Source organism: Pseudomonas sp. LBUM1670 (assembly GCF_059695695.1).
Map to the genome: position 1 here is coordinate 1565779 of NZ_CP166783.1, position 24744 is coordinate 1590522.

Consider the following 24744-nt stretch of genomic DNA (forward strand, 5'->3'; position numbering starts at 1 on the left):
CTCCTTTTTTTTCATAGTGTCTTTATTGTGTTGCGGGTTGGCTTGGCGTCAGGGGATTTTTCCTCAAGTGATCAGAGATTAATCCTACATCCTTCTGTAGGAGTAAACGCTATTGTCCGCCCCCCTCACAGTCCTCCCTTTGTCGTTAACCGACGAGGAGGTAACGATGAACAGGACATGAAGCCATGACGACTGACAACACAAAGAAACGTTTATCCATCGCTACAGATTCCATCGCCATGCTGGCACTAATGCCGGCATTTTTATTGATGAGTTCCTCCGCTTTGGCAGCGGTCATTGTTGATAACGGCGCCACACTGGATATCGATTCGAATGATGCATCTATCGATTACCTGGTGCGCAATAACAGTGTGCTGAATATCAATGGCGCGACGACCCAAAGCGTACAGATCCAATCGGGCTCCACCTTAAATATTGACGGCGCGACCGTTGTTGGTAATCCGGGGAATGCCGGTATAACGATCAACAGCAGTCGGGCGACCATTGATCGCGCAATAGTCTCCAGTGACACCATGGCGTTAGTGCTTAACCGGCCGCCATTATCCACTCAGGGCTCGACCGTTACCGCTGCCAACAGTGACTTCACAGGTGGTAACGCCGGTGCGGCTGTGTCGGCGTTCAGCACACTCGAACTCATCGATAGCGACGTGACAGGAACAAACGTAGGCAGCTACGGCTTGATCATTGCGGGTGGGACAGTACGTGCCACAGCCAATACTCGTATCAGTGGTGATGCTTCGGGTGTATTGATGGACAGCGACCCGCTCGGTGCTAACCCGTCGCTGGTTCTGGACAATTCCAGCGTCGAAGGCCGTAGCGGCCCGGCAATCCTGGTCGATCAGGGTGTCGACGCCAGTATTCAGGTATTGAACGGTTCCAGGTTGATCGCCGCCGACGGCAATTTGCTGAAGGTGCAAGGTGCTTCGACGGCGAACATGTTGGTCGGTCGCAGCATTCTGGAAGGCAATGTGGACGTGGATGGCAACAGCACCGCCAATCTCACGCTTGACGGTGCTCAATGGACCGGCGACTTCAATGTCGGAAGCGGTTCCACTGGCAATCTTGACTTGCGAAACCAGTCACGCTTTACCGGGCGTCTGGACGGGGTCAGCAATCTGTCGATCAACCAGTCGGAATGGATCATGACCGGTAACGACACCGTCGGCGCATTGAACATGGCGGGCGGCATTGTACGTTTCGGTGCTGCCAGTGCGCCGGGTACTTACTATCAACTGAACCTTGGCAGCCTCAACGGCAGCGGCACGTTTTTCATGAAGGGGGACTTCGAGACGGGTGAGCGTGACTTCCTGAACATTGCCGGCGCGGCCAATGGCCAATTCGGTCTTGCGGTCAGCGCTTCCGGCAAGGATACCGTGTCTCCGCAACAATTGACGCTGGTGCACATGGACTCCGGCAGCGCAACATTCTCGCTGGTGGGCGGTCGCGTGGACCGTGGCGCCTGGTCTTATTCGCTGGCCAGTTCCACCAACGCCGCGGGCGGCACCGATTGGTACCTGGACCCGTACTCCAGAACGATCAGCCCCGGTGCGCAATCGGTGGTGGCATTGTTTAAAACGGCACCTACCATTGCTTATGGCGAGCTGACGTCGGTGGAAAAGCGCATGGATGAGTTGGAATCGAACGCTAACCTTCAGGGCTTCTGGATCCGGCCGTTCAGCAACAGGTACAACGTCGCCGATGTTTCTGGCGTCGGGTATCAGCAGCGACAGCAGGGCCTTTCCCTGGGCGCCGATACCCGGCTGGGTGACAGCCTGTGGCGGGTCGGTGTGTTGGCGGGTTACAGCCATGCCGATATTGATCTTAAGGGTGGTACTTCCGCGACGGTCGACAGCGTTTTCGCAGGTCCTTATTTCAACTGGCAAAATCCGGACAACGGCGTTTACGTCAACGGCGTATTCAAGATCAACCGTTTTCGGAATAAATCCAAAGTCAGCTTGAGCGACAGCACCCGTGCCAAGGGCGATTACAACAACTCAGGGGTGAGCGCGCTGGTCGAGGTTGGCCAGAACATCAAGCTGGATAATGACGTATCCATCAAACCGTTTGCCCAGATATCGGCGGCTGTTATCGGCGGCGCAGAGTACGATTTCGACAATGAGATGGCCGCTGATGGCGACCGTACGCACTCGTTGCGCGGCAAGTTGGGCGTCGCTACTGGTCGCAATTTCAACGTTGGCAACGACACGACCGTGCAGCCGTATGCTCATGTTGCGTTGCTTCATGAATTTGCCAATAAAGACGGCGTTCAGGTCAACGGCAACGATCTTAATACCGATTTGTCTGGCTCCGGTTTTGAGATCGGTACCGGGGTAGCTGTTTCGTTGTCCAAGAACATCCGCGTGGATGCGGGGTTTGATTATGCCAAGGGTAAAAGCTTTGAGGCGCCTTTCGCGGTGAGCTTGGGGTTTAGCTACGCGTTCTGATTGATGCGCATAAAAAAACCGCCTGTGAAGGCGGTTTTTTTATGTCGCTGAAATATCAACTGAAGGCTTTTGGCAGTTTTAGATGTCTCACTATGGCAAAACTGTAACTACGTAATCATCGGACGCTGGGGTTGAGCCATCCGACTCCTGGATGGTGAAGGTGTACTTGGCAGGGGGCAATTTGCTGACGAAGTGGACGCATATGCCATTTTCATTGGCTGTATCATCTGATGGAGGAACGGGGGCACCATTTAATTTCATTCTCTTACCCGCCGCTGCTTTACCTCTGACGACGAGCCACTTGCTTTTGGTCGCGCCCCCGTTTTCGATCTGCTCATTATTCTCGCCAACGAGAAGGGTGATTTCGGATGGCTTGGCTGTTTCCACAGTAAATGAGTAAGTTCTGGACTCACCACCTTCGGGGTAACGAGCTACGGCTTTAACTACGTAAGGCTTGTTGGAGAGCGGGCCTATTTCGATTTTGCAGGTCCCGTCTGCCTTCACGACTTCTTGACCCAATAGGGTCTCTCCGTCGAAAGCCTGGATCTCTTTGTCTTTCTCGCCTGTGCAATTAACGAACAGTGATTTTTCGGAAGTGGTGCTGTCCTCTGCAATCACGTTATTTGCAGCGTCGGTAATGTCAACGAGAGTGACGGCGGTAGCGGCTCTTACAGTAAAAGTCCGCGGGGTTGTGGGGGCAAGCCGATTGCCGATTGCTTCTGCGGTAACGCTGTAAGGTCCGTTGGCTAAGTTTACGAAACGATGCGTCCAGTTGCCTTTATCGTCAGCCTTCACGTCGACGGGGGTGGGAACCCCACCCACGAGTTTGACTTTCGCGAGTGCACCAGCTGTGCCGATGAGGGTCAGGTTTTTCTCAATGGTGCTCTCACCCTCAGGCACGCTGGTGTCATCGTCAGTGAGTACATCATCAATGCTCAGCGGGACACCTTCTCCCTTTGTAAAGGTAAAGACGCTGGACTCTTTTCCATCAGGTGCCTGGAACTTGATCTCGTATTTTTTTTCTTCCAGCCCGCTCAAGGTGAATTTAAAGAGACCACAGGCATTAACCGTCGCCTTTTCACTCAACTCAGTCTCGCCGTCAAATACCTTGAGCATTGCACTTGGAGGAGCATTGCCGGTGAATTCGGCGGCGTCGCCATCGTAGCCCCCACCGTTTTCAATGGGTTTCCCATCACCTGTAACGGTGTTAATGATTGGTGTCAGGGTCGCTGCGGTCAATCTTCTGGGACCGGAATAGTCAAAGGGGGCTTTTTTTTCTATAGCGGAAAGTACGACGCATTTGAATAGTGGCAGCGTAAACGTTTTGGTCCAAATCCCGCCTGGGCCGCTTGTCACCTCAGTCAATGGGGTAACTCTATCGCGCAACACAAGTTCAGTGTCGGGTGCAGCCCTGCCCTTAACTGTCACGGTCGAATCATAGGTTATTGCGTTTTCATCAATGACCGCGCCATTGCGGTCACGGATATCTTCGATAGTCACAGTGGCGGTTTCATCGGGAAACGGGGTATTGACGGTCATGGCGATGACTCCAGTCATTTAGGGGGGACGGAGTGATTTAAAGAGGGAAACGCCAGATTGGCTACTGTCATAACTAACAGGTTTTTCCGAATTTCCGACGAATGGATCCGGCCCATGTACCGCTAGAGCAATAGGAAAATTTTTGTTGAAGTGAGGGAGCAGGAAATAGCTTGGCTGGTGAAGTAGTTCAGGATTTGCGCAAAGTCTTCTGCCGAAGAATATAAGCCGTCACCAGCACCGCGCTGGTCAGCATAAAACCGCGTGCCCACGGCAGGGGCACCAGGTAGCACGACAACAGAATGCTGACCCACATCAAACCAATGGCATACACCTTGCCCTTGAGCGGAATGCCGTTGCCGTCAAGGTAATCGCGAATCCACGGACCCAGCCGTGGATGCTCCACCAGCCAATTGTAAAAGCGCGGTGAACTGCGGGCAAAACACGCGGCCGCCAGTAGCAGGAAAGGCGTGGTGGGCAACACCGGCAGGAAAATTCCGATCACCCCCAGCGCTACGCTCAGCCAGCCGATGGCCAGCAGCCCGTAACGCAACATCAGGGAGCGGTTGCCTATGGGGTTGTCCATAGGCAGAACCTTAGTGGTGACGTGGCTTGAGGATCGCCGGTTTTTCGTCTGGCGCGTTGCACAGCAGGTACAGCGCGGTCAGGGCTTCCGGGATCTGCACGATCATGTCGTCCATCAGGTTCGGGTCGGCCGCGATGTCGGAGAACTCGGGCTGTTCGTCGAACAGACCGGAACCGACCATGATCGGCAGCAGCATTTCGCTGACTTCGTCTTCGGCGGTTTCGAACCAGGCCGCTTCGCGCAGGAACACGCCTTCCATGAAGCCGATGCACCAGCCGCGCAGGTCGGAATCGTCCGGCTCTTCGCCAAGGTCGAGGTCGCATGGCAGTTCGAATTCTTCATCGGACGCCAGTTGGCGAGCGATGTGAGCCTTGAGGGCCAGCAGGGTGGATTCGATGGCTTCACGCTCGGTGTCGTCGGCGTAATGCGGCTCTTCGGCGAAGAGGGCATCGATCCATTCACGGTCGGGAACGCTTTCGGAACAGATCGACAGCGCAGTGAGGTAGCCGTGGGCGGCCACGTAGTCCAGCGCCTCGTCATGCAGTTCATCGGCGTCGAGGAAGACTTGCAGGCGGGTTAGTTGCTCAGCGAAGGACATTAAAGGGCTACCTTGGGAATTAAACGGATGCGGGAATTCTAGGCCTTCTTGAGCACTCAGGCCAGCCGCGCGGGATATTTGAACCCTAGAGGCCTCGCGGAGCACCGCAAAGCCTGTGGGAGCGGGCTTGCTCGCGAAAGCGGAGTGTCAGTCGACATTAATGCTGCCTGACACAACGCATTCGCGAGCAAGCCCGCTCCCACAGGTTCTGCGCCATATTGGATTTTGTGTGTCTTCTCAGCGGCGCCCTTTGCCGGACAGGCCTCGGGTATACTCCCGCGTTTTGTGATGCCCTGCTGGCGTCGCGGCTGAAATGTGAAGCGTCATGCAATGCGCACTTACGATTTGTCGGTGCAGCCTTGCGGATCCTGAACCAGCCTTGCAGGGATGTTTTGGTGATTTTTGGAGTTTTTATGCTCGAACAGGCTCAACGCGTCCTCAAGGACATCTTCGGCTACGACAGTTTTCGTGGCCGTCAGGGTGCAATCATTGAGCGCGTGGCCAGTGGCGGTGACGCTCTGGTGCTGATGCCTACCGGCGGTGGCAAATCCTTGTGCTTCCAGGTGCCGGCGCTGCTGCGCGAAGGCCTGGCGGTGGTGGTGTCGCCGCTGATCGCGCTGATGGACGATCAGGTCGCGACCCTCGAAGAACTGGGCGTCGCCGCCGCTGCGTTGAACTCCACGCTGAGCGCCGAGCAGCAACGCGACCTGGCCGCACGGATCAAGCGCGGTGAAGTGAAGATGCTTTATCTCGCGCCCGAGCGTCTGGTTCAGCCGCGCATGCTGGCGTTCCTGCAAAGTCTTGAAATCGCTTTGTTCGCCATTGACGAGGCGCATTGCGTGTCCCAATGGGGCCATGATTTCCGCCGCGAATATCTGCAACTGGGTCAGTTGGCGGAGCTGTTCCCCAACGTTCCGCGCATTGCCCTGACCGCGACGGCGGACAAGCGTACTCGCGAAGAAATCGTCGATCGTTTGCACTTGCAGGATGCCGAGCGCTTCCTCTCGAGCTTCGACCGGCCGAACATTTTCTATCGCATCGTACCCAAGGAGCAGCCGCGCAAGCAGTTGCTGGCGTTCCTCGCCGAGCGGCGCAGCGATGCCGGCATCGTTTACTGCCTGTCACGCAAGAAAGTCGACGAGGTGGCGGTGTTCCTCAGCGAGCAAGGCTTCCCGGCGCTGCCGTACCACGCCGGCCTGCCCAACGAAACGCGAGCGCTCCACCAGAAACGCTTCCTCAACGAGGAAGGCCTGATCATGGTCGCCACCGTGGCGTTCGGCATGGGCATCGACAAGCCCAACGTGCGCTTCGTTGCTCACCTCGACCTGCCGAAATCCCTTGAAGCTTACTACCAGGAAACAGGGCGCGGTGGCCGTGACGGTCTGCCGGCGGATGCCTGGATGGCTTACGGCCTGCAAGACGTGGTGATGCTCAAGCAGATGCTGCAGAACTCCGAAGGTGACGAGCGCCACAAGCGTCTGGAGCAGCACAAGCTCGACGCCATGCTGTCGCTCTGCGAAGAAACCCGCTGCCGTCGTCAAACCCTGCTGGCGTATTTCGACGAAGACATGCCCGAGCCATGCGGCCACTGCGACAACTGCGTCGATGGCGTGCAGACCTGGGATGCCACCGAGCCGGCGCGTCAGGCACTGTCGGCGATCTTCCGCACCGGTCAGCGCTATGGCGTCGGCCATCTGGTGGACGTGTTGCTGGGCAAGGACAACGAAAAGGTCCGCAGCTTCGGCCATCAGCATCTGTCGGTATACGGTGTCGGCAAGTCGATGGGGGAGAGCGAATGGCGCTCCCTGTTCCGCCAGCTGGTGGCCCGTGGTCTGGCCGACATCGACCTTGAAGGCTACGGTGGCCTGCGCCTCAGTGCCACTTGCCGGCCGTTGCTCAAGGGCGAAGTGACCCTGGAATTGCGCCGAGACCTCAAGCCGCAAACCACGGCGAAAAGCAGCAAGAGCCAGGCGAGCCAACTGGTGCGTGGCGAAGAGCGCGAGCAGTGGGAAGCCTTGCGCGCCCTGCGTCGCAAGCTCGCCGAAGAGCACGGTGTGCCGCCGTACGTCATCTTCCCCGACTCGACGTTGCTGGAAATGCTCCGCAGCCAGCCGACCTCGCTGTCGGAAATGGCCACGGTCAGCGGCGTCGGTGCGCGCAAACTGGAGCGTTACGGCGAGGCCTTCCTCGAAGTGCTCGGCGGTCAGGTCGAGGCGCCGAAAGTGGTGGCCGATGTGCGTCACGAGCTGATCACCCTCGCTCGCGCCGGCATGACGCCGCTGCAAATCGCCGGTCAACTGCAATGCTCGGAAAAGAACGTCTACGCCATGCTCGCCGAGGCCATCGGCAAGCAGCAGTTGTCGCTGGAACAGGCGCTGGACCTGCCCGAAGACTTGATGGGCGAAGTCCAGGATGCGTTCCTCGACGGCGAGGGCGAATTGCCGCCGGTGGCGGAGATTGCGGCACTGTTCGCCGGTCGCGTGCCGGAAGGTGTTTTGTATTGCGTACGTGCCGCGCTGCAATCGGAATTCGAGATCTGAAGCCTGAATCCCGAAAACGGTTGTATGGGTGTAACGATTCAGTACAGAGCAAGCCTTGCCTCAAGCCAAGGGTCATGCTTAGCTGACTAATAATTAGTTTTTCTCTATTTCAGTCTAACCATGAGTGTTTTATGCCGTTAACCGATCAACACCGATTTGGCATGCAACTGGCCCAGATGTCGCGCGGCTGGCGTGCTGAACTGGACCGCCGTCTGGCCGGCCTGGGTTTGTCCCAGGCGCGCTGGCTGGTGCTGCTGCACCTGGCACGTTTCGAGGAGGCGCCGACCCAGCGTGAACTGGCGCAAAGCGTCGGCGTCGAAGGGCCGACCCTGGCGCGACTGCTCGACAGTCTGGAAAGCCAGGGCCTCGTCCAGCGCCAAGCCGTGGTGGAAGACCGCCGGGCGAAAAAAATTGTCCTCTGCGCCCCGGCCCGTCCCCTGATCGAACAAATTGAAACCATCGCCACTCAACTGCGCCACGAGCTGTTTGATGGTGTTGACGAGGCGGAGTTGAAGGTCTGCATGCGTGTTCACGGGCACATTCTGGCCAACCTGGAAAAATCTTGAGGCATAACCGGGTGTAAGCTTTTTGAGATACCCCGTTGGGCAGACTATAAAGAACTACTAGGCAATATCGTGTTCGTACCGGATGTGCGAACACGCACCGGTTGGTTCTGGTTATATAAGGGATGCTCATGCTCACGAGTTGGCACGTTGTATTGCGGTGGTGCGCCAGGCTGCTTCTGGCCAGCGGGGCTGTGACCTACTCGGCATTGGCGCCCGCGCTGGGGCTGGGTGAAATCACCGTGCATTCGGCATTGAATCAACCGCTGCGTGCCGATATCGCCCTGGTGGATGCTGCGGGTCTGGAGGAGGGCGATCTGTCCGTCAGTCTGGCGGCCGCTGACGAATTCAGTCGCGCCGGCGTCGAGCGGGTGTTCTTTCTCAATGACCTGAAGTTCACGCCAATCCTGAGGGGCAACCAGAGCCTGATCCGGGTGAGCTCCAGCAAAGTGGTCGACGAGCCTTTCCTGAATTTTCTCGTGCAGCTCAATCAGCCCAATGGGCGTGTGCTACGCGAGTACACGGTGCTGATCGATCCGCCGGGTACGCCGGGAATCGTGCCGGTTGCCGACGAAGCGGTCGCCAGCTCTCCGCACTCTCCATTCCCGAGCGTCCAACCGGCCACTGCACCGCCATCCGCCGCGAAGAAAACTGCCTCTGCAGTTGAACCCACCGTTGCACCGGTCGTTGATCCCGTCGCCGAGCAATTGGCCGCCAGCGTGCTGCAAAACCAGCAACTGCAAACATCCGTCGACGAGCTGAACGCGAAACTTCAGGCCCGGGACGAGCAGGTCGCCGGCCAGAAAAAACAGATAATCGAACTGGAAACCCGGTTGGTGGAGATCCAGCAAGCGCCCCCGGTTACGCCGCCAGCGGTGGCGCCAGCCCCGGTCGCGGTACAAGAGCCCGAGACGTCCGACTGGCCGCTGATAGCCGGGTTGTCGGCGTTGGTGGCATTGCTGTTGGTGGGACTGTTCGTTCTCCGCCGCCGCCAACGACAGCAGGTTCAGGTCCTGGCTGCAGATCGTCCCGTTTTGCCGTCGCGACATGAGCCGGTGCTCAATCAAACCGAGGAGCCGTCAGCGAAGCCCACCCCGCCGAAACCTGCCCCCGATCGTCATGACGAGACACCGTCAGGCGATGTGCTGGAAGGCGTGGGCATCTATCTGGCCTATGGCCGTTTTTCCGAAGCGGCGGGCTTGTTGCGTGATGCCTTGGAGAAGGAGCCACAACGTACGGACCTGGCCGTGCAATTGATGGAAGTCCTCGGCAAGCAAGGGGATGGGCCAGCCTATGACGCGCAGGAAAACAGCCTGCGTGACGCCGGGTTCGATGCTCAGCAACTTCAGGACATCCGTGCCCGCTACCCGAAACTGGAGAATGCGGTGCCCGTGGCTGCTGCGGCAGCCATCACAACACCGGTGAAATCCGAAGCAGCGCCCGGCGACGAATTCCAGCTGAATCTGGATGACCTGTCGATGGATTCGAGTTGGGATCTGGTCAGTCCGTTCGAAAGCACTCATCCCTCGGACAAACCACCTGAGGTCGTGGAGCCCGTATTCACCTCGAACCTGCACGTGTTGCCTGATCTGTCGGATATGCCTGAAGAACCGACCCTGGACGAGCCCGAGCTGGAATGGATAGCCGAACCGGACTCACAGACTCTGGACGACGATTTTCTCGATGAATTCAGTGATGCCGGTCAGTCACTCGAACTTGAGCCTCTGAACCTGGAACCGGGGGAACCGACCAACGCAGGTAAACTGGAACAGGCCCAGACCTGCATCGATGACGGCGATCTGGAGAGTGCCATCGAGCTGCTCAACGAGTTGCTCAAGGACGGCGATGAGCCGCTCAAGCAGACTGCGCGGACATTGTTGGCCGGTATCCGCTGACGCTTTATCATGGCGACGCCCTCTGGCTCAGGAGTTTCGCCCGTCATGACCACGCACAAACCGGAAATCGTCATCACCTACTGCACGCAGTGCCAATGGCTGTTGCGTGCCGCGTGGTTGGCGCAAGAACTGCTCAGTACCTTTGGCGATGATTTGGGCAAAGTGTCGCTGGTGCCTGGCACCGGTGGCGTGTTTCACATTTTCTGTAACGATGTGCAGATCTGGGAGCGCAAGGCGGACGGCGGTTTCCCGGAGGCCAAGGTGCTGAAGCAGCGGGTCCGCGATCAGATCGATCCGGACCGCGACCTTGGGCACAACGACCGCACTCAGTGAGACGCGGCTTCGGCAGCGACTACTTTTTTGCTTGAAGCGCCCGATAGCCTGCTGGACACCACAATCGCCACGATGATCAAGGCACCGCCGATCAGCATGCGCAGCGTCGGGTTTTCATCGAACAGCAGCCAGGCCACGGTGATGCCGTAAACCGGCTCCAGCGCGAACACCACGGCGGCGGTTCGCGCCTTGATCACCGCGAGGCTGGCGACGAACAGGCTGTGAGCGACGCCGGTGCAGAACACCCCGAGCAGGCCGATCCACAGCCAGTCGATGGCGCGGACTTCGCTCAACTGTGGCGCCGCCACCGGCAGCAGGCACAACGCGACCACCACGTTCTGGCACAGCGCGGCCTGTACCGGCGGAATTCGTCCGGAACTGGCGCGGTTGGTCAGGGACAGTAGTGAAAACAGCAATCCGGAGCCCACCGCCCACAACAGGCCGGTGGTGGCGCCGCTGGCCAGATCGAAGTCAGGCGTGACCAGCACCAGTCCGACACTCACCAACACCACCAGGAGTATTTCATTGGCGCGAATGCGCTCGCGGAAAATCAGCCCTTCCAGGATCACCGTAAACGCCGGGAAACTGGCGAAACCCAGGGTCGCGATCGCTACGCCCGCGACTTTCACCGCAATGAAAAAACTCACCCAGTGCCCGGCCAGCAACAACCCGCTGAGCAGCAGGCGACGCCAGTCCACGGCGTGCAGTTTCTGCCAGCGCGTCTGACTGGCGAACCGCGCGAAAACGGCGAGGGCGAGCACGGCAAACGCTGCACGGCCGAAGACGATGACGGCGGGGGAGGCAGCGGCGAGTTTGCCAAACACACCGGTCAGGCCAAACATCAGTGCGCCGATATGCAGGGCGCCAAGGGCGGAACGGGGAGTCATTGCAATCCTTAACAACAAACGAACAGAGGCGTAGGAGCTGCCGCAGGCTGCGATCTTTTGATTTTGATCCTGAAAAACAAAATCAAAAGATCGCAGCCTTCGGCAGCTCCTACATTGAAGCGTGTAAAGCGGGGTCTGTCTGTCGCGAGACTATTGTCATTTGTTGCCAGCCTCGCGCCGCAATTTCCCGGGGGAGGCACCAAACTCCCGCAACACCGCCGCTGAAAATGCACTTTGCGAACTGTAGCCAACCCGACTGGCAATCTCGCCAACGGGCAACGCCGAATCCCGCAACATGCTCACGGCCATGTGCAAACGACGACTGCGAATGTAGTCCATCGGCGTCTGTCCGCATTCCGCGACAAACCGCGCATGCAGCCGAGCGCTGGACAGGCCGGCGATGCGCGCCAGATCGGCGACTTGCAGCGGATAGGCCGCGTACTGATCGATGTGTGTATTCAACGCGGCGTAGGGAAGACGCCGACCGCCCATCACATCGGGTCTGGCATTGTTGAGGCTGGCCAACAACAGCACCGCACCTTGTTGCGCAATCAAGGGGTCGCTGACCTGACTGCTCGCCAGCCAGTTCACCAATTGGCTTTGCCCGGCATCCAGCGGCAGGCGCCCTGCGTTGTCGAGTAAACGACGGCTGGCGTCGGCGTGCTCGCCAAGGGACTGAGCCACCCATTGATCGCTCGGCACGTCCAGCACCAGGCAGCGGCTGCCATTGGCGCTGCCACAGGCATGATGGAATCCGGACGGGACGACCACGAAACTCTGCTGAACCACCTGACTGCCACGCCCGTCGACCTCGAAATCCAGCGCGCCCGAGAGGCCGAACACCAGTTGCGCGTGGTCATGGCTGTGGACGATCAGGTCGTGAGTGTATTGGCGTAGCGTGAGGATCGGTCTCATCGCAGGGTCTCCCGAGTAAGGCCGTCAGTCTACACCGGGGTCGCTCCAACGCGTTGTCACAGGACTGACTTGTCACTGTCATGGGCAATTAACCGGACCGGCGCAAGCTTGCAAAAAATATCGCAGAGGGTTGCCCATGACCAGCGCCGAGCTCGCCAAACCCAGCCGTAAGCAACGTGTGCGGACCCTATGGATTTCCGATGTGCATCTAGGCACCCGGGATTGCCAGGCCGAGCACTTGTCGCAGTTTCTCAAGGGCTACCACGCGGACAAGATCTACCTGGTCGGCGACATCATCGACGGCTGGAAACTGCGCAGCGGGATGTACTGGCCTCAGGCGCACACCAACGTGATCCGTCGCCTGTTGACCATGAGCAAGCGCGGCACCGAGGTGATCTACGTCACCGGCAACCATGATGAATTCCTGCGCCGTTATTCGAAGCTGATTCTGGGCAACATTCAATTGGTGGACGAAGCCGTGCACGTGACCGCCGATGGCCGCCATTTGCTGGTGATCCATGGTGACCAGTTTGACGTGATCACCCGCTATCACCGCTGGCTGGCCTTCCTCGGCGACTCGGCCTACGAATTCACCTTGACCCTCAACCGCTGGCTCAACCACTGGCGTGCCCGTTACGGCTACGGTTACTGGTCGCTGTCCGCGTACCTCAAGCACAAGGTGAAAACCGCGGTCAGTTTCATCAGCGACTTCGAAGAAGCCATCGCCCACGAATGCGTCAAACGCGAATTGCACGGGGTGGTGTGCGGGCACATTCACCATGCCGAGATTCGCAAGGTCGGCGAAGTGGATTACCTCAATTGCGGGGATTGGGTGGAGTCGTGCACGGCGCTGATCGAGCATTGGGATGGCTCGATCGAGTTGTACCGGTTGGCGGATGCCCAGGCGCGGGAGGCGGAGTTGAAAGCCATTAAAATCGCAGAACCCGCATAACATTTTGGGTGTTTGAGCCGGCCTCTTCGCGAGCAAGCCCGCTCCCACATTTGATCCAAGGTGGTCACAAAACCTGTGTTCACAGAAGATCAAATGTGGGAGCGGGCTTGCTCGCGAATGGACCGCGAAGCGGTCCCGCTGGATCTGTCAGGCCGGCGCGTGTTCTTCCATCGCCGCCCTGTAAATCGAGCTCTTCGGCTCCGTAAACAACCGCTCCATCATCGGCTCGAAGAAACTCAGCGGTAATGTCTCGTAAGCCGGATCAAACGCCGCCGCATCGTACTTCGCGCAGAATTCGATGGTCGCCTGATACTGCGGATGAGCGCTGAACTGCTCGCGCAAATGCCGATCCATGCCCAGGTGATGGAAAAAGTAGTACCCCTGGAAGATCCCGTGTTTCTCCACTATCCACAGATTCTCGGCGCTAACGAATGGCTTGAGGATCGCTGCCGCGATGTCCGGGTGGTTGTAGGAGCCCAAGGTGTCGCCGATGTCGTGAAGCAGGGCGCACACCACGTACTCTTCGTCGCGGCCATCGCGCCAGGCACGGCTGGCGGTTTGCAGGGAATGGGTCAGACGATCCACCGGGAAGCCGCCAAAATCACCCTCCAGCAGTTTCAGGTGCGCCACAATCCGTGTCGGCAATTGCTTCGCATAGGCACCGAAGTCGGCGGCGATGATCGCCCAGTCTTCCTGCGTGCCGTCCTGCATGTGGGTGAAACGGGCATTGGCATTCATCGGCTATCCTCTTGTCTGGTCGAAAGGGATTTTTTCAGTGTACGACCTGTATCCATTTGCGCACTGACTGCGCAGGACGCATTGCTGGCAAATCGGGCCTAGAACGGCACGCGGCCCAGAATCATGTCGCGGTACATGACGAAATCGCCGAGCAGGCTGTAAAACGGATGTTGAAAAGTCGCAGGACGGTTCTTTTCAAAGAAGAAATGCCCGACCCAGGCGAAGCTGTAGCCGGCCAGCGGAACGGCCAGCAGCCATAGCCAGGCCCCTTTGCCGATGGTCAGGGCCAGAATGAAAATAACCAGTGTCGTGCCGATAAAGTGCAATCGTCGACAGGTACTGTTGCTGTGTTCACTCAGGTAATACGGGTAGAACTCGGCGAAGCTGTTGAAACGTTTGATGTTTTCCACGACTGCGATCTCTGTGTTTATTGTTCTGATTGCAAGTTGTTCTGCGAGTAGCTTATTTGAGTCTAGAGTGATCATTGGCATCAGCCAGTGACAATGGGCGCCACTTTAGTATCCTTCGGAAATTGGCCGTAGCATGCGGCTCACCATGTAAGTAGACGCCATGAGCGAACGAACGACTTCTGCAAGCTGGGCGATGGGGATTGTCAAAGCACTGGAGATGGACGGCCTGGATTGCCGGGTTCTGTTCGAGCAGTTGGGGCTCGACTACGCGTCACTGGACGATCCGGATGCGCGCTTCCCGCAAGATTCCATGACGCGACTGTGGCAGCGAGCGGTCGAGTTGTCCGGCAACCCGGCGATCGGCCTGAACATGGGCAAGGCTGTGCGACCTGCGCAGTTTCATGTGACCGGCTACGTCCTGATGTCCAGCCAGACCTTGGCCGAAGGCTTCAAGCGGTTGGTGCGTTATCAGCGAATCATTGCCGAAAGTGCGGACTTGAGTTTCCGCCTGCTGGATGAGGGCTACGCGCTGATTCTGACGGTCCACGGCGACCACTTGCCGCCGACCCGACAAAGTGCCGAAGCCTCGCTGGCCTGTGCGCTGGCGTTGTGCGGATGGCTGACCGGGCGCACCCTGCAACCGCGCAAGGTGCTGATGCAGGGCGAACAGCCCGCCGATCTCGAACCTTATAAACAAGCCTTCCATGCGCCGCTGGTGTTCAACGCGCCCTATGACGCGCTGATCTTCGAACGCGCCGACATGGAAGCACCGTTGCCGACCGCCAACGAGGCCATGGCGCTGCTGCATGACCGGTTTGCCGGCGAATACCTGGCGCGGTTTTCCGAAAGCCGCGTGACCCACAAGGCACGTCAGGTGTTGTGCCGCTTGCTGCCCCAGGGCGAGCCCAGGCGCGATACCGTGGCGCAGACGCTGCACCTGTCGCAACGGACGTTGCAGCGGCGCTTGAAGGAGGAGGGCACGAGTTTTCAGGCATTGCTTGATGACACCCGGCGCGAACTGGCCGAGCAATACCTCGCGCAGCCAACCATGACCCTGCTGGAAATTGCCTACCTCTTGGGGTTCGCCGATCCGAGCAATTTCTTCCGCGCCTTCCGACGCTGGTTCGACGCCACCCCCGGCGAATACCGGGTGCGGCTGATGGAAACGCCGAACAGGGTCAGTGACGCCAGAACGCCGGAATACACAGAACAAACACCGTAATGATCTCCAGTCGACCGAGCAGCATGCCGAAGGAAAGAATCCATTTGGCGGCATCCGGCAGGGTGGCGAAGTTGCCCGCCGGGCCAATGGTCTCGCCGAGTCCCGGCCCGACGCCGGACACGGTGCTAGCCGCGCCGGTCAGGGCGGTCATCCAGTCGACGCCGAGCAGCGACAGCAGCAAGGCGATCACGCAGATGGTAATGGCGAAGAAGAACGAGAACGTCAGGATTGAACGCACGATCTCTTCGTCGAGGCGATGGCCGTTGTACTTCTGCTTGATCACCGCGCGCGGGTGAATCAGCTGGTTAAGGTTGGCCTTGAGCAATATGTAGGCGACCTGGAAGCGGAAAATCTTGATCCCGCCCGCGGTCGATCCCGAGCAACCGCCGACAAACCCCAGATAAAAGAACAGCATCAGCGAGAAATTGCCCCAGAGGCTGTAGTCCCCGAGTGCGAAACCTGTGGTCGTCACCACCGACGTCACGTTCAGCGCCACATGTCGTAGCGCGTCCAGCCAATGCAGCTGAGTGGTCCACCAGTACCAGGTGGTGAGCACCAGCCACGTCACCAGCAACATGCCGAGCAAACCTTGCACCTGCTGATCCTTGATCAGGGCCTGGCGGTTACCGCGCAAGGTCGCCACGTACAGCGTGAACGGCAGACTGCCGAGAATCATGATGACGATCGCCACCCAGTGCACCGCCGGTTGCGTCCACTTGGCCAGGGACTGGTCGGAGGTGGAGAAACCGCCGGTGGAAATCGCCGACATCGCGTGGTTGATCGCGTCGAACGGGCTCATCCCCGCCCACCAGAACGCCAGGCTGCCGAAAATGGTGATGCCGACGTAGGCCGCTACGATCAACCGCGCCACCATGTGCGAACGGGGCATGACTTTTTCGGAACGGTCCGACGACTCGGTCTGAAACAGCCGCATGCCACCGATACGCAGCAATGGCAGAATGGCGACCGCCATGCCGATAAAGCCGATGCCGCCGATCCAGTGCAGCAACGAACGCCACATCAGGATGCCGGGAGACATGTCATCCAGACGATTGAGCACCGTCGCCCCGGTGGCGGTGATACCGGACATGCTTTCGAAGAACGAGTCGGTGTAGCTGATACGCTGGGTCAACAGGAACGGCAGCGCGGCGAAAATGCACACCACCAGCCAGCTGCTGACGGTCAGCAGGTACATGTCTCGCGGACGCAGGTGCACGTGCTCGGGACGACCGGGGATGACCAGCGCCAGACCGGCGACAAAGGTGATCATGCTGGCCCAGAGGAACGACGGCAGGTCGCCGGTGCGATCGAAAATCACCAGGGTGGCCATGGGCACGGCCATGGCGATTGCCAGCGTGATCAGGAAGAGGCCGATGATGAAACCAATGAGACGTAAGGTCGGCAACGCCATGAAGTCCGCTCGGGCTGAAAGTAGGAAGGGCGCCATTCTACCCGTGGGGCAGGGCATGTAAACCGGCATCCCCGTGGCACTTGCAGCTAGAATAGCCAGACATTTTTTTCAGGAGGTGGCCGATGCAGGCTCTCGACGCTTTGCTCAACCGTGTTTCCGTTCCACGACTGATCGACCCGGCCCCCACCGCCGAGCAGCGCGAAGTGCTGTTTGCCGCCGCCATGCGTGCGCCGGACCACGGCCACTTGCAGCCTTGGCGCTTCCTGACAGTCGAAGGCGCAGCGCGTGAGCAGATGGGCGAGTTGCTGGCCGAAGCCGCGAAACTGCAGGACAGCGACGTGTCCGAAGCTGCGTTGGACAAGGCGCGTAACGGCCCGCTGCGTGCACCGCTGGTGGTTGTGGTGATCGCGCGGTTGCAGGATCACATCAAGTATCCGAAGTCCGAGCAACTGCTGGCGGCTGGCTGCGCGGCGCACGGAATTTTGCTGGCGGCGTACGCGCAAGGGATTGGCGCGGTGTGGCGCACGGGAGAGCTGGCGTATTCGGCGCAGGTGGCCAAAGGGTTGGGTTTGGCGGAAGGGGAAGAGGTGATTGCGTTTCTTTACCTGGGTACGCCGCAGAAAGAACCGCGGGTTGCGGAAAAAGCCGATCTGGCTGAATTTGTTAGCGCCTGGCCTTCCAAGTCCTAAGATCAAATGCTTCGCGGGCAAGCCTCGCTCCTACAGCTTTTATGTCAGTCACAATGCCGTGGCACGACACCTAAACCTGTAGGAGCGAGGCTTGCCCGCGAAGCTTTTAGGGTTGGACCACTGCCCCCGGTACCAAGGGTAATTCCAGGCTGGCGATGAACCCGCCATCCGGATGATTGGCCAGCACCAGACTTCCGCCATGTCGCTCCGCCGCCCGGCGCGCAATGGCCAGTCCCAAACCATGCCCCGCCGCCGTCTGCCCCGGCGCCCGATAAAACGGCTCACCCAACTGGTTCAAATGCTCGGCATCAACGCCAGGCCCATGGTCGCGCACGCTCACCACAATCCGCTCACCCTGCCGCACCGCCTGCATCTCGATCGATCGCCCCACCGGGTTAAAGCGCTGAGCGTTGCGCAGCAGGTTGTCCAGGGCGCGCTCGATCATCGTCGGCCAGCCTTTCAGGTTCAATTGCGGTTCGGCGTCGAGGCGAACGGTCTGCTCCGGCGAACCCAGTTGCGCATCCTTTTGCAGCGTGTTGAGCAGCGCATTCAGGTCGACGTCTTCAGCACTGGCATTGTCGGCATCGACCCGCGCCAGCACCAGAATCTCGCTGATCAGCGCTTCGAGCCGGTCGCACTCGCGGGACAGGCGCGGCGAGAGTTTTTCCCGCTCTTCGGGGTTGGCCCGCTCCGCCAGTGCCAGCGCAATGCGCAAACGGGCGAGGGGTGAGCGCAATTCGTGGGACACATCTCGCAGCAGTTGGCGCTGACTGCCGATCAGACTTTGCAGGCGCGCACCCATGCGGTTGAAGTCGTTGGCCAGCACACCGAACTCGTCGCGACGGTTGGCCAGTTTCACCAGGCTGTTTTGTTGATAAGTGGTTTGCCCCAGATCATGCACCGCACCGCGCAGGCGGCTAAGCGGGCGAGTGATGGACAGGGTCACGAACAGGCTGAACAGGGTCAGCACCACCAGCGCAATGCCCAACGCACTTAATGGCCAGAGCAGGCTTTCGCGGTGCCATGAGTCCAGCTCCGGGTGCGGAATACGATAAATCAGAAGGTAGGTGTCGCCGGTTTTTTCGCTGGTGTACTCAGCGGTCAGACGACGCCAAGGCAGACGCCGGTCTTCGTTGTTCTGCCGCGCTTCGAAGGCGGCCGCGCGGCGCGGAAAGGTGCCGCGAACGACCGGATCACCGCTCTCGTTGAGCACTTGAACGTTGATGTGATACTGGCGTTTGCGCTGTTCCAGAATGTCCTGGGCGGCTTCTTCGCCTTGTGCTTCGTAGGTCTGCGTCCACTGTTCGGCCAAGGTGTTGAGGCCCGGGTGACGGCTGAGAATCCACGCATCCTGGTTGAGCATGTGCCCGAGCAGAATGGAAAGCCCCGCAACCAGAGCGATGGCCAGCCAGAAGCTGGCCAGGATACGCCAGAACAATGAGCGCACAGAAGATCCTCAAACAAACACAGATCCATGTGGGAGCGGGCTTACTCGCGAAAGCGGTGTGTCAGTCAACAAATGCGTTGCCTGACACACCGCTTTCGCGAGCAAGCCCGCTCCCACATTAGACTGAGTGGTGTCAGACCCAACGGGGTACAGCCGTTGGGTCCAGGGTTAGCGCATTATTGCGCTTTTTGCGGTTGTTGCGCTTTCCACGCCTTGAACTCGGCCCATTCGGCGCGGCGCTCAGCCTGTTTTTTCTGGATCTCGTCGAATTGCTTCTGTTGATCCGGTTTCAGCAGGGCACGCACATCGGCCTCGGCTTTCTTGTGGTTGGCGGCCATTTCATCTTTCATGGCCTTCTGGTCGGCTGGCGAGAGTTTTTCCAGGTACTTGTCGACCACTTGCTTACGCTCGTGCATCTGCTCGCCCATGACCTTGCGGATCTGTTCGCGCTGTTCGCGGCTCAGGTCCAGTTGGCTGTACGGGCCTTTGCCGTGCATGCCGTGCATCTGACCGCCGTGGCGCGAGCCGTCCATCGGACCACCCATCGGGCCGGCACCTTCAGGCATGGCCATGGCAACGGTCGGCAGGGCGGCAGCGAACATCAGAGCGATAAGAGTCTTGCGCATGGTGAATCTCCTTGTCTCGTTCCCGGTACGTTCCGGATGAGTTCAGATTACGGAGATCAAGGTCAGCGGCGGTCAGCGGAGCGTAAAGCTTGGGTAAAGACGGTTTCTCGCCGACCTTACAAACACCATGCCCCCTGTAGGAGCGAGCTTGCTCGCGATGGACGTCAACGATAACGCGTACTGCCTGGATGAACGCGTTGTCCCGACGTTTTTCGCGAGCAAGCTCGCTCCTACAAGGACACATCAGAGGCTGTAGTAGTAACCGCGGCTGCGCAGGGCGACGATACGCGGACGGCCGTCGGGGTGGGGGCCGATCTTTTTGCGCAGGTTGCTGACGTGCATGTCCAGGCTGCGGTCGTACAGGGTCAGTTTGCGGCCGAGGGCGATTTGCGCCAGTTCCTGTTTGTCCAGCGGCTCGCCGGGTTGCTTGAGCAAGGCTTCGAGCAATCGGCTTTCGGACACGGTGAGGGTAAACTCCTGTTCATCGATGCTGACCACGCCGCGCACCGGGCTGAAACACAAATCGCCCAGTTCGAGCTGGCTGGACACCGCCGCCGGATGACTGCGGCGCAATACGGCGCGCAGGCGGGCGGTGAGTTCCCGTGGGTCGCACGGCTTGGCCAGGTAATCGTCGGCGCCCAGTTCCAGGCCGAGGATGCGGTCCAGCGGCTCGCCACGGGCGGAGAGCATCAGCACCGGCAAGTCCGGGTGATCGCTGCGCAATTGCTTGAGCAGTTCCAGACCGCTGCCATCCGGCAGCATCACGTCCAGCACCACGGCGGCGGGGGAGGTTTCGGCCAGCGCGCGACGGGCGCTCTGGCCGTCGTGGCAGGCACGAACCTGGAAGCCTTCCTGGCTCAGCCAACTGACCAGCAGCTCACACAGCTCCTGGTCATCATCAATTAATAACAGCTCGCTCATGACTCACTCAATTTACCCATTGTCGACGTTTTCGATTTGCACCACTGGCGAAGATACCGCAGAGCAGGGCCAATAGCGCTACTCCCGCGCCGATCACGAACCATTGCTGCTGATCTGTCAGATAACGCGGCGGCGAACTGCTGGCCTGGGCTTCCTTGAGTTGCAGCTTCAGACGCTGGTTCTCCTGGCGCAACCGGCTCAGCTGAGCGCTTTCGCGTTCGGCATCGGCATTTTGCAGTTGTTTGCTCAACTCTTCCCGTTGCTGTTCGCTTGCCTTCAAGCGCTGCTGCAACTCGGTGATCTGGCTGCCGGCGCTCAAGGACAGCGGCGTTGCGCTTTCTTCACCGTGGGCAGGCGCCACGATCGACAACGTGACCAACATCAGACACAACGGACCTTTGCGCATCGGAGCTCCTGATTCCAATCGAGTATTGGGCAGGTTGTCGGCAGGCAAACGAGAATAATGAGCGATTGAGCGCGCGATGAACCAAGAAGGTTCATCGCGTGGGACCAATGCCGTTCACTTAGAAGGGGCACACATACTTTTGTGGCGAGGGGATTTATCCCCGTTGGGTCGCGAAGCGGCCCTCGGCAGTATTAAGACAAACCTAGTTGTCTGTTTTTACGACTGCTTCGCAGCCGAACGGGGCGGTGCGACGTTTCGCTAAATCCCCTCACCACAAAAGCTACGGGAGGACTTGCTTGAACGGCTTGACTGAAACGTTGGCGTAGACGCCTGCGGCGACGTACGGATCGGCGTTCGCCCAAGCCTGGGCGGCGCTCAGGGAATCGAATTCGGCGATGATCAGGCTGCCGGTGAAACCCGCAGCGCCCGGATCATTGCTGTCGACCGCCGGGTTCGGGCCGGCCAATACGATACGACCTTCGCCCTTGAGCACTTGCAGGCGTTCAAGGTGTGCAGGCCGTGCGGCCAGGCGAGCTTCCAGGGAGTTGGCGACGTCTGTGGCAATGATTGCGTAAAGCATGTCAGTCCTCGGTTTTTGGCGTGGTGGTATCGGCGTCGTGCAGGTGGCGGGACAGGTAGATGCCCTGAGCGACCAGGAACAGCAGCGTCATGCCCAGGCTGCCGAAGACTTTGAAGTCGACCCAGTAGTCCTGGAACGTGAACGCGACGAACAGGTTGGCGGCACCGCAAAACAGGAAGAATGCGATCCAGGCGATGTTCAGGCGAGTCCAGACCTGGTCCGGCAGGGTCAGCGCGTGGCCCATGATGCGCTTGATCAGCAACTGGTCACCGATGAAGTGGCTGCCGATGAACGCCAGGGCAAACAGCCAGTTGACCACCGGCGCTTTCCATTTCAGGAAGGTTTCGCTGTGGAACGCCAGGGTCAGGCTGCCGAAGACCAGGCAGGCAATGAGGGTCAGCCACTGGCTCTTTTCCAGATTGCGCTGCTTGATGAAGAGCGTGCCGTAGACGACCAGGGAGCTGATGATCAGCATCGCGGTGGCGCTGTAGATGCCACCGACTGTCAGTTGATGACCGCCAATGTCAACGACCCGTGGGTCAATCTTGAACACAATGAAAAACAGCAGAAGCGGGATGAAATCGATGAATTGTTTCACAGTGGCAGCCAGAAGCAGGATGTGGCGGCATAATAACAAACATATGGGCGCGCGATAGCGCCAGCTGATTTGAGGTAACACATCCCCGTGAATGTTGATTTGCACTGCCATAGCACCGCCTCCGATGGCGCTCTCGCGCCTGCTGTCCTGGTGGCGCGTGCGTACGAGAAAGGCGTGCGAGTCCTGGCCTTGACCGATCACGACACCCTCGAAGGCCTCGATGAGGCCCGCAGTGCCGCGACTGCGCTGGGGATGCAACTGGTCAACGGCGTCGAATTATCCTGCACCTGGGGTGGCGCGACCATTCACGTGTTGGGCTACGGGTTTGATGTGAATGCAGCGCCGTTGGTCGAAGCCATCGCCAAATTGCACGATGGTCGCTGGTTACGGTCCGAAGAAATAAGCCGCAAGCTGGCATTGAAAGGCATGCCGGGCGCGCTGGACGGCGCCCGGGCGATCCAGCAGGAACTGGGCGACAGCGGTAATGCGCCGGCCCGCCCGCACTTCGCTGACTGGATGGTGCGCGAAGGTTTCGTCAAGGATCGCGCCGAAGCGTTCCGCAAATGGCTGGGCGCCGGCAAGCTGGGGGACGTCAAGCAACACTGGCCGACCCTGGAAGAGACGGTCGAAACCCTGCGTGCGGCCAAAGCCTGGGTGAGCCTGGCGCATCCCTGGCACTACGATTTCACTCGCAGCAAGCGTCGCCGCCTGATTTCTGACTATATTCAAGCCGGGGGCCACGCGATCGAAGTGGTCAATGGCCATCAGCCCGCCGAGCAAGTGGGCAGCCTGGCGATTCTTGCCCGCGAGTTCGGTCTGCTGGTCAGCGCCGGCAGTGATTTTCATGGACCTGGAGGCTGGTCCGAGATCGGTGAATACCGCCCGCTCCCGGAGGATCTGCCGCCACTGTGGTGTCGATTCAAACATGACCCAAATATTGCCGCCGTCTGAACAGGTAGAAAATGTGAGTCAATTTTTCCAGATTCATCCGGAAAACCCGCAAGCGCGCCTGATCAAACAGGCTGTCGAGATCATCCGCAGCGGCGGGGTGGTGATTTATCCCACAGACTCTTCCTACGCCATTGGTTGCCAGATCGGCGACAAGAATGCCGTGGAGCGCGTGCGTCGGTTGCGTCAACTGGATGAAAAGCACAACTTCGCGCTGATTTGCAGCGACCTGTCGCAACTGGGGCTGTTTGCCAAGATCGACACTGGCACCTTCCGCCTGCTCAAGGCGCACTTGCCGGGGCCTTACACCTTTATTCTCAACGCCACCCGCGAAGTACCGCGGCTGTTGTTACACCCGAAAAAACGCACCATCGGCCTGCGCGTGCCCAGCCACCCGATTGCCCTGGCGCTGCTGGAAGAGCTCGGCGAGCCGCTGATGAGCGTGACGCTGATCATGCCCGGCGACACCGATCCGCTGACCGATCCGTATGAAATGCGCCAGTTGCTCGAGCATCAGGTCGACCTGATCATCGACGGCGGCTTTGGCGGAATCAAGGCATCCACCGTGATCAGCCTCGCCGACGGCGAGCCGGAAGTGATCCGTGTTGGTTGCGGCGACCCGACGCCGTTCATGGCCGAGGCGTAGATGTCTGCAGTAGAACCCGTTATCGACAATCAGGCCGGCGCCCAGCAAGAGCTGCCCTTCGCCATGGTCTATGGTCAGGCGGTTCTGGAAATGCCGCTGGACCTGTACATTCCGCCGGATGCGCTCGAGGTGTTTCTTGAGGCCTTCGAAGGCCCGCTCGACCTGCTGCTGTACCTGATCCGCAAACAGAACATCAACATCCTCGACATTCCGGTGGCGGAAATCACCCGTCAGTACATGGGCTATGTCGAGTTGATGCAGTCGGTGCGCCTGGAACTGGCCGCCGAGTACCTGGTAATGGCCGCGATGCTGGCCGAGATCAAGTCGCGGATGCTGTTGCCGCGAGCCGAAACCATTGAAGACGAAGAAGACGATCCGCGCGCCGAGCTGATCCGCCGCTTGCAGGAATACGAACGCTTCAAGGCCGCCGCCGAAGGCATCGATGGCCTGAGCCGTGTCGGTCGTGATGTGGTGGTGCCCAAGCTGGATGCCCCGGAAGCCCGGGCGCGCAAGCTGTTGCCGGACGTGAGTCTGGAAGAGTTGCTGATGTCCATGGCCGAGGTCCTGCGCCGTGGCGACATGTTCGAAAGTCACCAGGTCAGCCGCGAGGCGCTATCCACCCGCGAACGCATGAGCGATGTGTTGGAGCGGCTCAAGGGCGGCGGTTTTGTGCCGTTTGTCGAGCTGTTCACTGCCGAAGAAGGGCGTTTGGGTGTCGTGGTGACCTTTATGGCGATCCTCGAACTGGTCAAGGAATCTTTGGTCGAGCTGGTGCAGAATGAGCCGTTCGCGGTGATCCACGTGCGAGCCCGAGCCGAATAACGAGTTGAAT

Annotated in this window: 25 protein-coding genes; 11 read left to right on the plus strand and 14 right to left on the minus strand. The window is 59.3% G+C overall.

Features of this window, described 5'->3' with window-relative positions:
• Positions 1-185: 185 nt before the first annotated feature.
• The gene (locus tag ACA073_RS07150) at positions 186-2465 is read left to right on the plus strand and encodes an autotransporter outer membrane beta-barrel domain-containing protein (protein ID WP_497402657.1); all 2280 of its coding nucleotides are present in this window, start codon (positions 186-188) and stop codon (positions 2463-2465) included.
• Positions 2466-2555: 90 nt separating this feature from the next.
• Here the strand turns inward: ACA073_RS07150 and ACA073_RS07155 are convergent, their stop codons facing one another.
• From ACA073_RS07155 to ACA073_RS07165, 3 genes are all read right to left on the minus strand, one after another.
• Positions 2556-4004: a carboxypeptidase-like regulatory domain-containing protein gene (locus tag ACA073_RS07155; protein WP_497402659.1), complete on the minus strand. Its 1449-nt coding sequence runs from the start codon at positions 4002-4004 to the stop codon at positions 2556-2558.
• A gap of 187 nt (positions 4005-4191) precedes the next feature.
• On the minus strand, positions 4192-4587 hold the full coding sequence (locus ACA073_RS07160; RefSeq protein ID WP_497402661.1) for a YbaN family protein: 396 nt from the start codon (positions 4585-4587) through the stop codon (positions 4192-4194).
• A 10-nt stretch (positions 4588-4597) separates the two neighbouring features.
• Positions 4598-5185: a UPF0149 family protein gene (locus ACA073_RS07165; RefSeq protein WP_262164422.1), complete on the minus strand. Its 588-nt coding sequence runs from the start codon at positions 5183-5185 to the stop codon at positions 4598-4600.
• A gap of 413 nt (positions 5186-5598) precedes the next feature.
• Here ACA073_RS07165 and recQ point away from each other — a divergent pair, with 413 nt between their 5' ends.
• The 4 genes from recQ (at position 5599) to ACA073_RS07185 (ending at position 10516) form a co-directional block, all read left to right on the plus strand.
• Positions 5599-7725 carry a DNA helicase RecQ gene (recQ, locus tag ACA073_RS07170; RefSeq protein ID WP_497402663.1) on the plus strand — a complete coding sequence of 709 codons (2127 nt, stop codon included), beginning with the start codon at positions 5599-5601 and terminating at the stop codon, positions 7723-7725.
• A gap of 131 nt (positions 7726-7856) precedes the next feature.
• On the plus strand, positions 7857-8291 hold the full coding sequence (locus ACA073_RS07175) for a MarR family transcriptional regulator (RefSeq protein ID WP_497402665.1): 435 nt from the start codon (positions 7857-7859) through the stop codon (positions 8289-8291).
• A 128-nt stretch (positions 8292-8419) separates the two neighbouring features.
• Positions 8420-10183 (plus strand): motility hub landmark protein FimV, encoded by a 1764-nt coding sequence (locus ACA073_RS07180; protein WP_497402667.1) that lies wholly within the window; start codon positions 8420-8422, stop codon positions 10181-10183.
• Positions 10184-10228: 45 nt separating this feature from the next.
• Positions 10229-10516: an Rdx family protein gene (locus ACA073_RS07185; protein ID WP_461951378.1), complete on the plus strand. Its 288-nt coding sequence runs from the start codon at positions 10229-10231 to the stop codon at positions 10514-10516.
• Here the strand turns inward: ACA073_RS07185 and ACA073_RS07190 are convergent.
• Entirely contained in the window at positions 10510-11403 is an 894-nt protein-coding gene (locus tag ACA073_RS07190) for a DMT family transporter (RefSeq protein ID WP_497402669.1), read from the minus strand. The two genes, ACA073_RS07185 and ACA073_RS07190, sit on opposite strands and share 7 nt — an antisense overlap.
• A gap of 156 nt (positions 11404-11559) precedes the next feature.
• On the minus strand, positions 11560-12318 hold the full coding sequence (locus ACA073_RS07195; RefSeq protein ID WP_497402671.1) for a helix-turn-helix transcriptional regulator: 759 nt from the start codon (positions 12316-12318) through the stop codon (positions 11560-11562).
• A gap of 136 nt (positions 12319-12454) precedes the next feature.
• Here ACA073_RS07195 and ACA073_RS07200 point away from each other — a divergent pair, with 136 nt between their 5' ends.
• Positions 12455-13270: a UDP-2,3-diacylglucosamine diphosphatase gene (locus tag ACA073_RS07200; RefSeq protein ID WP_084320514.1), complete on the plus strand. Its 816-nt coding sequence runs from the start codon at positions 12455-12457 to the stop codon at positions 13268-13270.
• A 147-nt stretch (positions 13271-13417) separates the two neighbouring features.
• On the opposite strand, the gene ACA073_RS07205 is transcribed toward ACA073_RS07200, so the two are convergent.
• Entirely contained in the window at positions 13418-14008 is a 591-nt protein-coding gene (locus ACA073_RS07205; protein WP_497402673.1) for an HD domain-containing protein, read from the minus strand.
• A gap of 98 nt (positions 14009-14106) precedes the next feature.
• Entirely contained in the window at positions 14107-14418 is a 312-nt protein-coding gene (locus ACA073_RS07210; RefSeq protein WP_497402675.1) for an Mpo1-like protein, read from the minus strand.
• A gap of 160 nt (positions 14419-14578) precedes the next feature.
• Between ACA073_RS07210 and ACA073_RS07215 the strand changes: the two genes are divergently transcribed.
• Positions 14579-15640, plus strand: coding sequence for an AraC family transcriptional regulator (locus ACA073_RS07215; protein ID WP_497402677.1), 1062 nt, complete (start codon positions 14579-14581; stop codon positions 15638-15640).
• Here ACA073_RS07215 and ACA073_RS07220 read toward each other — a convergent pair.
• Positions 15597-17051: a TrkH family potassium uptake protein gene (locus tag ACA073_RS07220; protein WP_497402679.1), complete on the minus strand. Its 1455-nt coding sequence runs from the start codon at positions 17049-17051 to the stop codon at positions 15597-15599. The genes ACA073_RS07215 and ACA073_RS07220 overlap by 44 nt on opposite strands.
• Positions 17052-17173: 122 nt before the next feature.
• Here ACA073_RS07220 and ACA073_RS07225 point away from each other — a divergent pair, with 122 nt between their 5' ends.
• Entirely contained in the window at positions 17174-17740 is a 567-nt protein-coding gene (locus tag ACA073_RS07225) for an NAD(P)H nitroreductase (protein ID WP_497402681.1), read from the plus strand.
• A 106-nt stretch (positions 17741-17846) separates the two neighbouring features.
• Here ACA073_RS07225 and ACA073_RS07230 read toward each other — a convergent pair whose 3' ends face one another.
• The 6 genes from ACA073_RS07230 to ACA073_RS07255 all read right to left on the minus strand — a co-directional run bounded on the left by ACA073_RS07230 (position 17847) and on the right by ACA073_RS07255 (position 22318).
• Complete coding sequence (locus ACA073_RS07230; RefSeq protein WP_497402683.1) at positions 17847-19187, minus strand: sensor histidine kinase; 1341 nt, start codon at positions 19185-19187, stop codon at positions 17847-17849.
• Between the two features lie 176 nt (positions 19188-19363).
• Positions 19364-19813 (minus strand): LTXXQ domain protein, encoded by a 450-nt coding sequence (locus ACA073_RS07235; RefSeq protein ID WP_497402685.1) that lies wholly within the window; start codon positions 19811-19813, stop codon positions 19364-19366.
• Between the two features lie 243 nt (positions 19814-20056).
• Positions 20057-20734, minus strand: a complete 678-nt coding sequence (locus ACA073_RS07240; protein WP_150637657.1) for a response regulator transcription factor — start codon at positions 20732-20734, stop codon at positions 20057-20059.
• Positions 20735-20741: 7 nt separating this feature from the next.
• Positions 20742-21140 (minus strand): SH3 domain-containing protein, encoded by a 399-nt coding sequence (locus ACA073_RS07245; RefSeq protein WP_497402687.1) that lies wholly within the window; start codon positions 21138-21140, stop codon positions 20742-20744.
• 280 nt (positions 21141-21420) lie between these two features.
• The gene (locus ACA073_RS07250) at positions 21421-21720 is read right to left on the minus strand and encodes a YciI family protein (protein ID WP_497402689.1); all 300 of its coding nucleotides are present in this window, start codon (positions 21718-21720) and stop codon (positions 21421-21423) included.
• Between the two features lies 1 nt (position 21721).
• The gene (locus ACA073_RS07255) at positions 21722-22318 is read right to left on the minus strand and encodes a septation protein A (protein ID WP_497402690.1); all 597 of its coding nucleotides are present in this window, start codon (positions 22316-22318) and stop codon (positions 21722-21724) included.
• Positions 22319-22405: 87 nt separating this feature from the next.
• On the opposite strand from ACA073_RS07255, the gene ACA073_RS07260 reads away from it, so the two are divergent.
• Genes ACA073_RS07260 through ACA073_RS07270 form a run of 3 tightly spaced genes read left to right on the plus strand, consistent with a single transcriptional unit; the run spans position 22406 to position 24734 of the window.
• Entirely contained in the window at positions 22406-23269 is an 864-nt protein-coding gene (locus ACA073_RS07260) for a PHP domain-containing protein (protein WP_497402692.1), read from the plus strand.
• A 13-nt stretch (positions 23270-23282) separates the two neighbouring features.
• Positions 23283-23912, plus strand: a complete 630-nt coding sequence (locus ACA073_RS07265) for an L-threonylcarbamoyladenylate synthase (protein WP_461951362.1) — start codon at positions 23283-23285, stop codon at positions 23910-23912.
• Positions 23913-24734, plus strand: coding sequence for a segregation and condensation protein A (locus ACA073_RS07270; RefSeq protein ID WP_497402693.1), 822 nt, complete (start codon positions 23913-23915; stop codon positions 24732-24734).
• Positions 24735-24744 lie beyond the last annotated feature (10 nt).

Bases quoted from the DNA above. Each gene is read 5' to 3' on its own strand.
- ACA073_RS07150 (WP_497402657.1), top strand. From the start codon at position 186: ATGACGACTGACAACACAAAGAAACGTTTATCCATCGCTACAGATTCC.
- ACA073_RS07155 (WP_497402659.1), bottom strand. From the start codon at position 4,004: ATGACCGTCAATACCCCGTTTCCCGATGAAACCGCCACTGTGACTATC.
- ACA073_RS07160 (WP_497402661.1), bottom strand. From the start codon at position 4,587: ATGGACAACCCCATAGGCAACCGCTCCCTGATGTTGCGTTACGGGCTG.
- ACA073_RS07165 (WP_262164422.1), bottom strand. From the start codon at position 5,185: ATGTCCTTCGCTGAGCAACTAACCCGCCTGCAAGTCTTCCTCGACGCC.
- recQ (WP_497402663.1), top strand. From the start codon at position 5,599: ATGCTCGAACAGGCTCAACGCGTCCTCAAGGACATCTTCGGCTACGAC.
- ACA073_RS07175 (WP_497402665.1), top strand. From the start codon at position 7,857: ATGCCGTTAACCGATCAACACCGATTTGGCATGCAACTGGCCCAGATG.
- ACA073_RS07180 (WP_497402667.1), top strand. From the start codon at position 8,420: ATGCTCACGAGTTGGCACGTTGTATTGCGGTGGTGCGCCAGGCTGCTT.
- ACA073_RS07185 (WP_461951378.1), top strand. From the start codon at position 10,229: ATGACCACGCACAAACCGGAAATCGTCATCACCTACTGCACGCAGTGC.
- ACA073_RS07190 (WP_497402669.1), bottom strand. From the start codon at position 11,403: ATGACTCCCCGTTCCGCCCTTGGCGCCCTGCATATCGGCGCACTGATG.
- ACA073_RS07195 (WP_497402671.1), bottom strand. From the start codon at position 12,318: ATGAGACCGATCCTCACGCTACGCCAATACACTCACGACCTGATCGTC.
- ACA073_RS07200 (WP_084320514.1), top strand. From the start codon at position 12,455: ATGACCAGCGCCGAGCTCGCCAAACCCAGCCGTAAGCAACGTGTGCGG.
- ACA073_RS07205 (WP_497402673.1), bottom strand. From the start codon at position 14,008: ATGAATGCCAATGCCCGTTTCACCCACATGCAGGACGGCACGCAGGAA.
- ACA073_RS07215 (WP_497402677.1), top strand. From the start codon at position 14,579: ATGAGCGAACGAACGACTTCTGCAAGCTGGGCGATGGGGATTGTCAAA.
- ACA073_RS07220 (WP_497402679.1), bottom strand. From the start codon at position 17,051: ATGGCGTTGCCGACCTTACGTCTCATTGGTTTCATCATCGGCCTCTTC.
- ACA073_RS07225 (WP_497402681.1), top strand. From the start codon at position 17,174: ATGCAGGCTCTCGACGCTTTGCTCAACCGTGTTTCCGTTCCACGACTG.
- ACA073_RS07235 (WP_497402685.1), bottom strand. From the start codon at position 19,813: ATGCGCAAGACTCTTATCGCTCTGATGTTCGCTGCCGCCCTGCCGACC.
- ACA073_RS07240 (WP_150637657.1), bottom strand. From the start codon at position 20,734: ATGAGCGAGCTGTTATTAATTGATGATGACCAGGAGCTGTGTGAGCTG.
- ACA073_RS07245 (WP_497402687.1), bottom strand. From the start codon at position 21,140: ATGCGCAAAGGTCCGTTGTGTCTGATGTTGGTCACGTTGTCGATCGTG.
- ACA073_RS07250 (WP_497402689.1), bottom strand. From the start codon at position 21,720: ATGCTTTACGCAATCATTGCCACAGACGTCGCCAACTCCCTGGAAGCT.
- ACA073_RS07270 (WP_497402693.1), top strand. From the start codon at position 23,913: ATGTCTGCAGTAGAACCCGTTATCGACAATCAGGCCGGCGCCCAGCAA.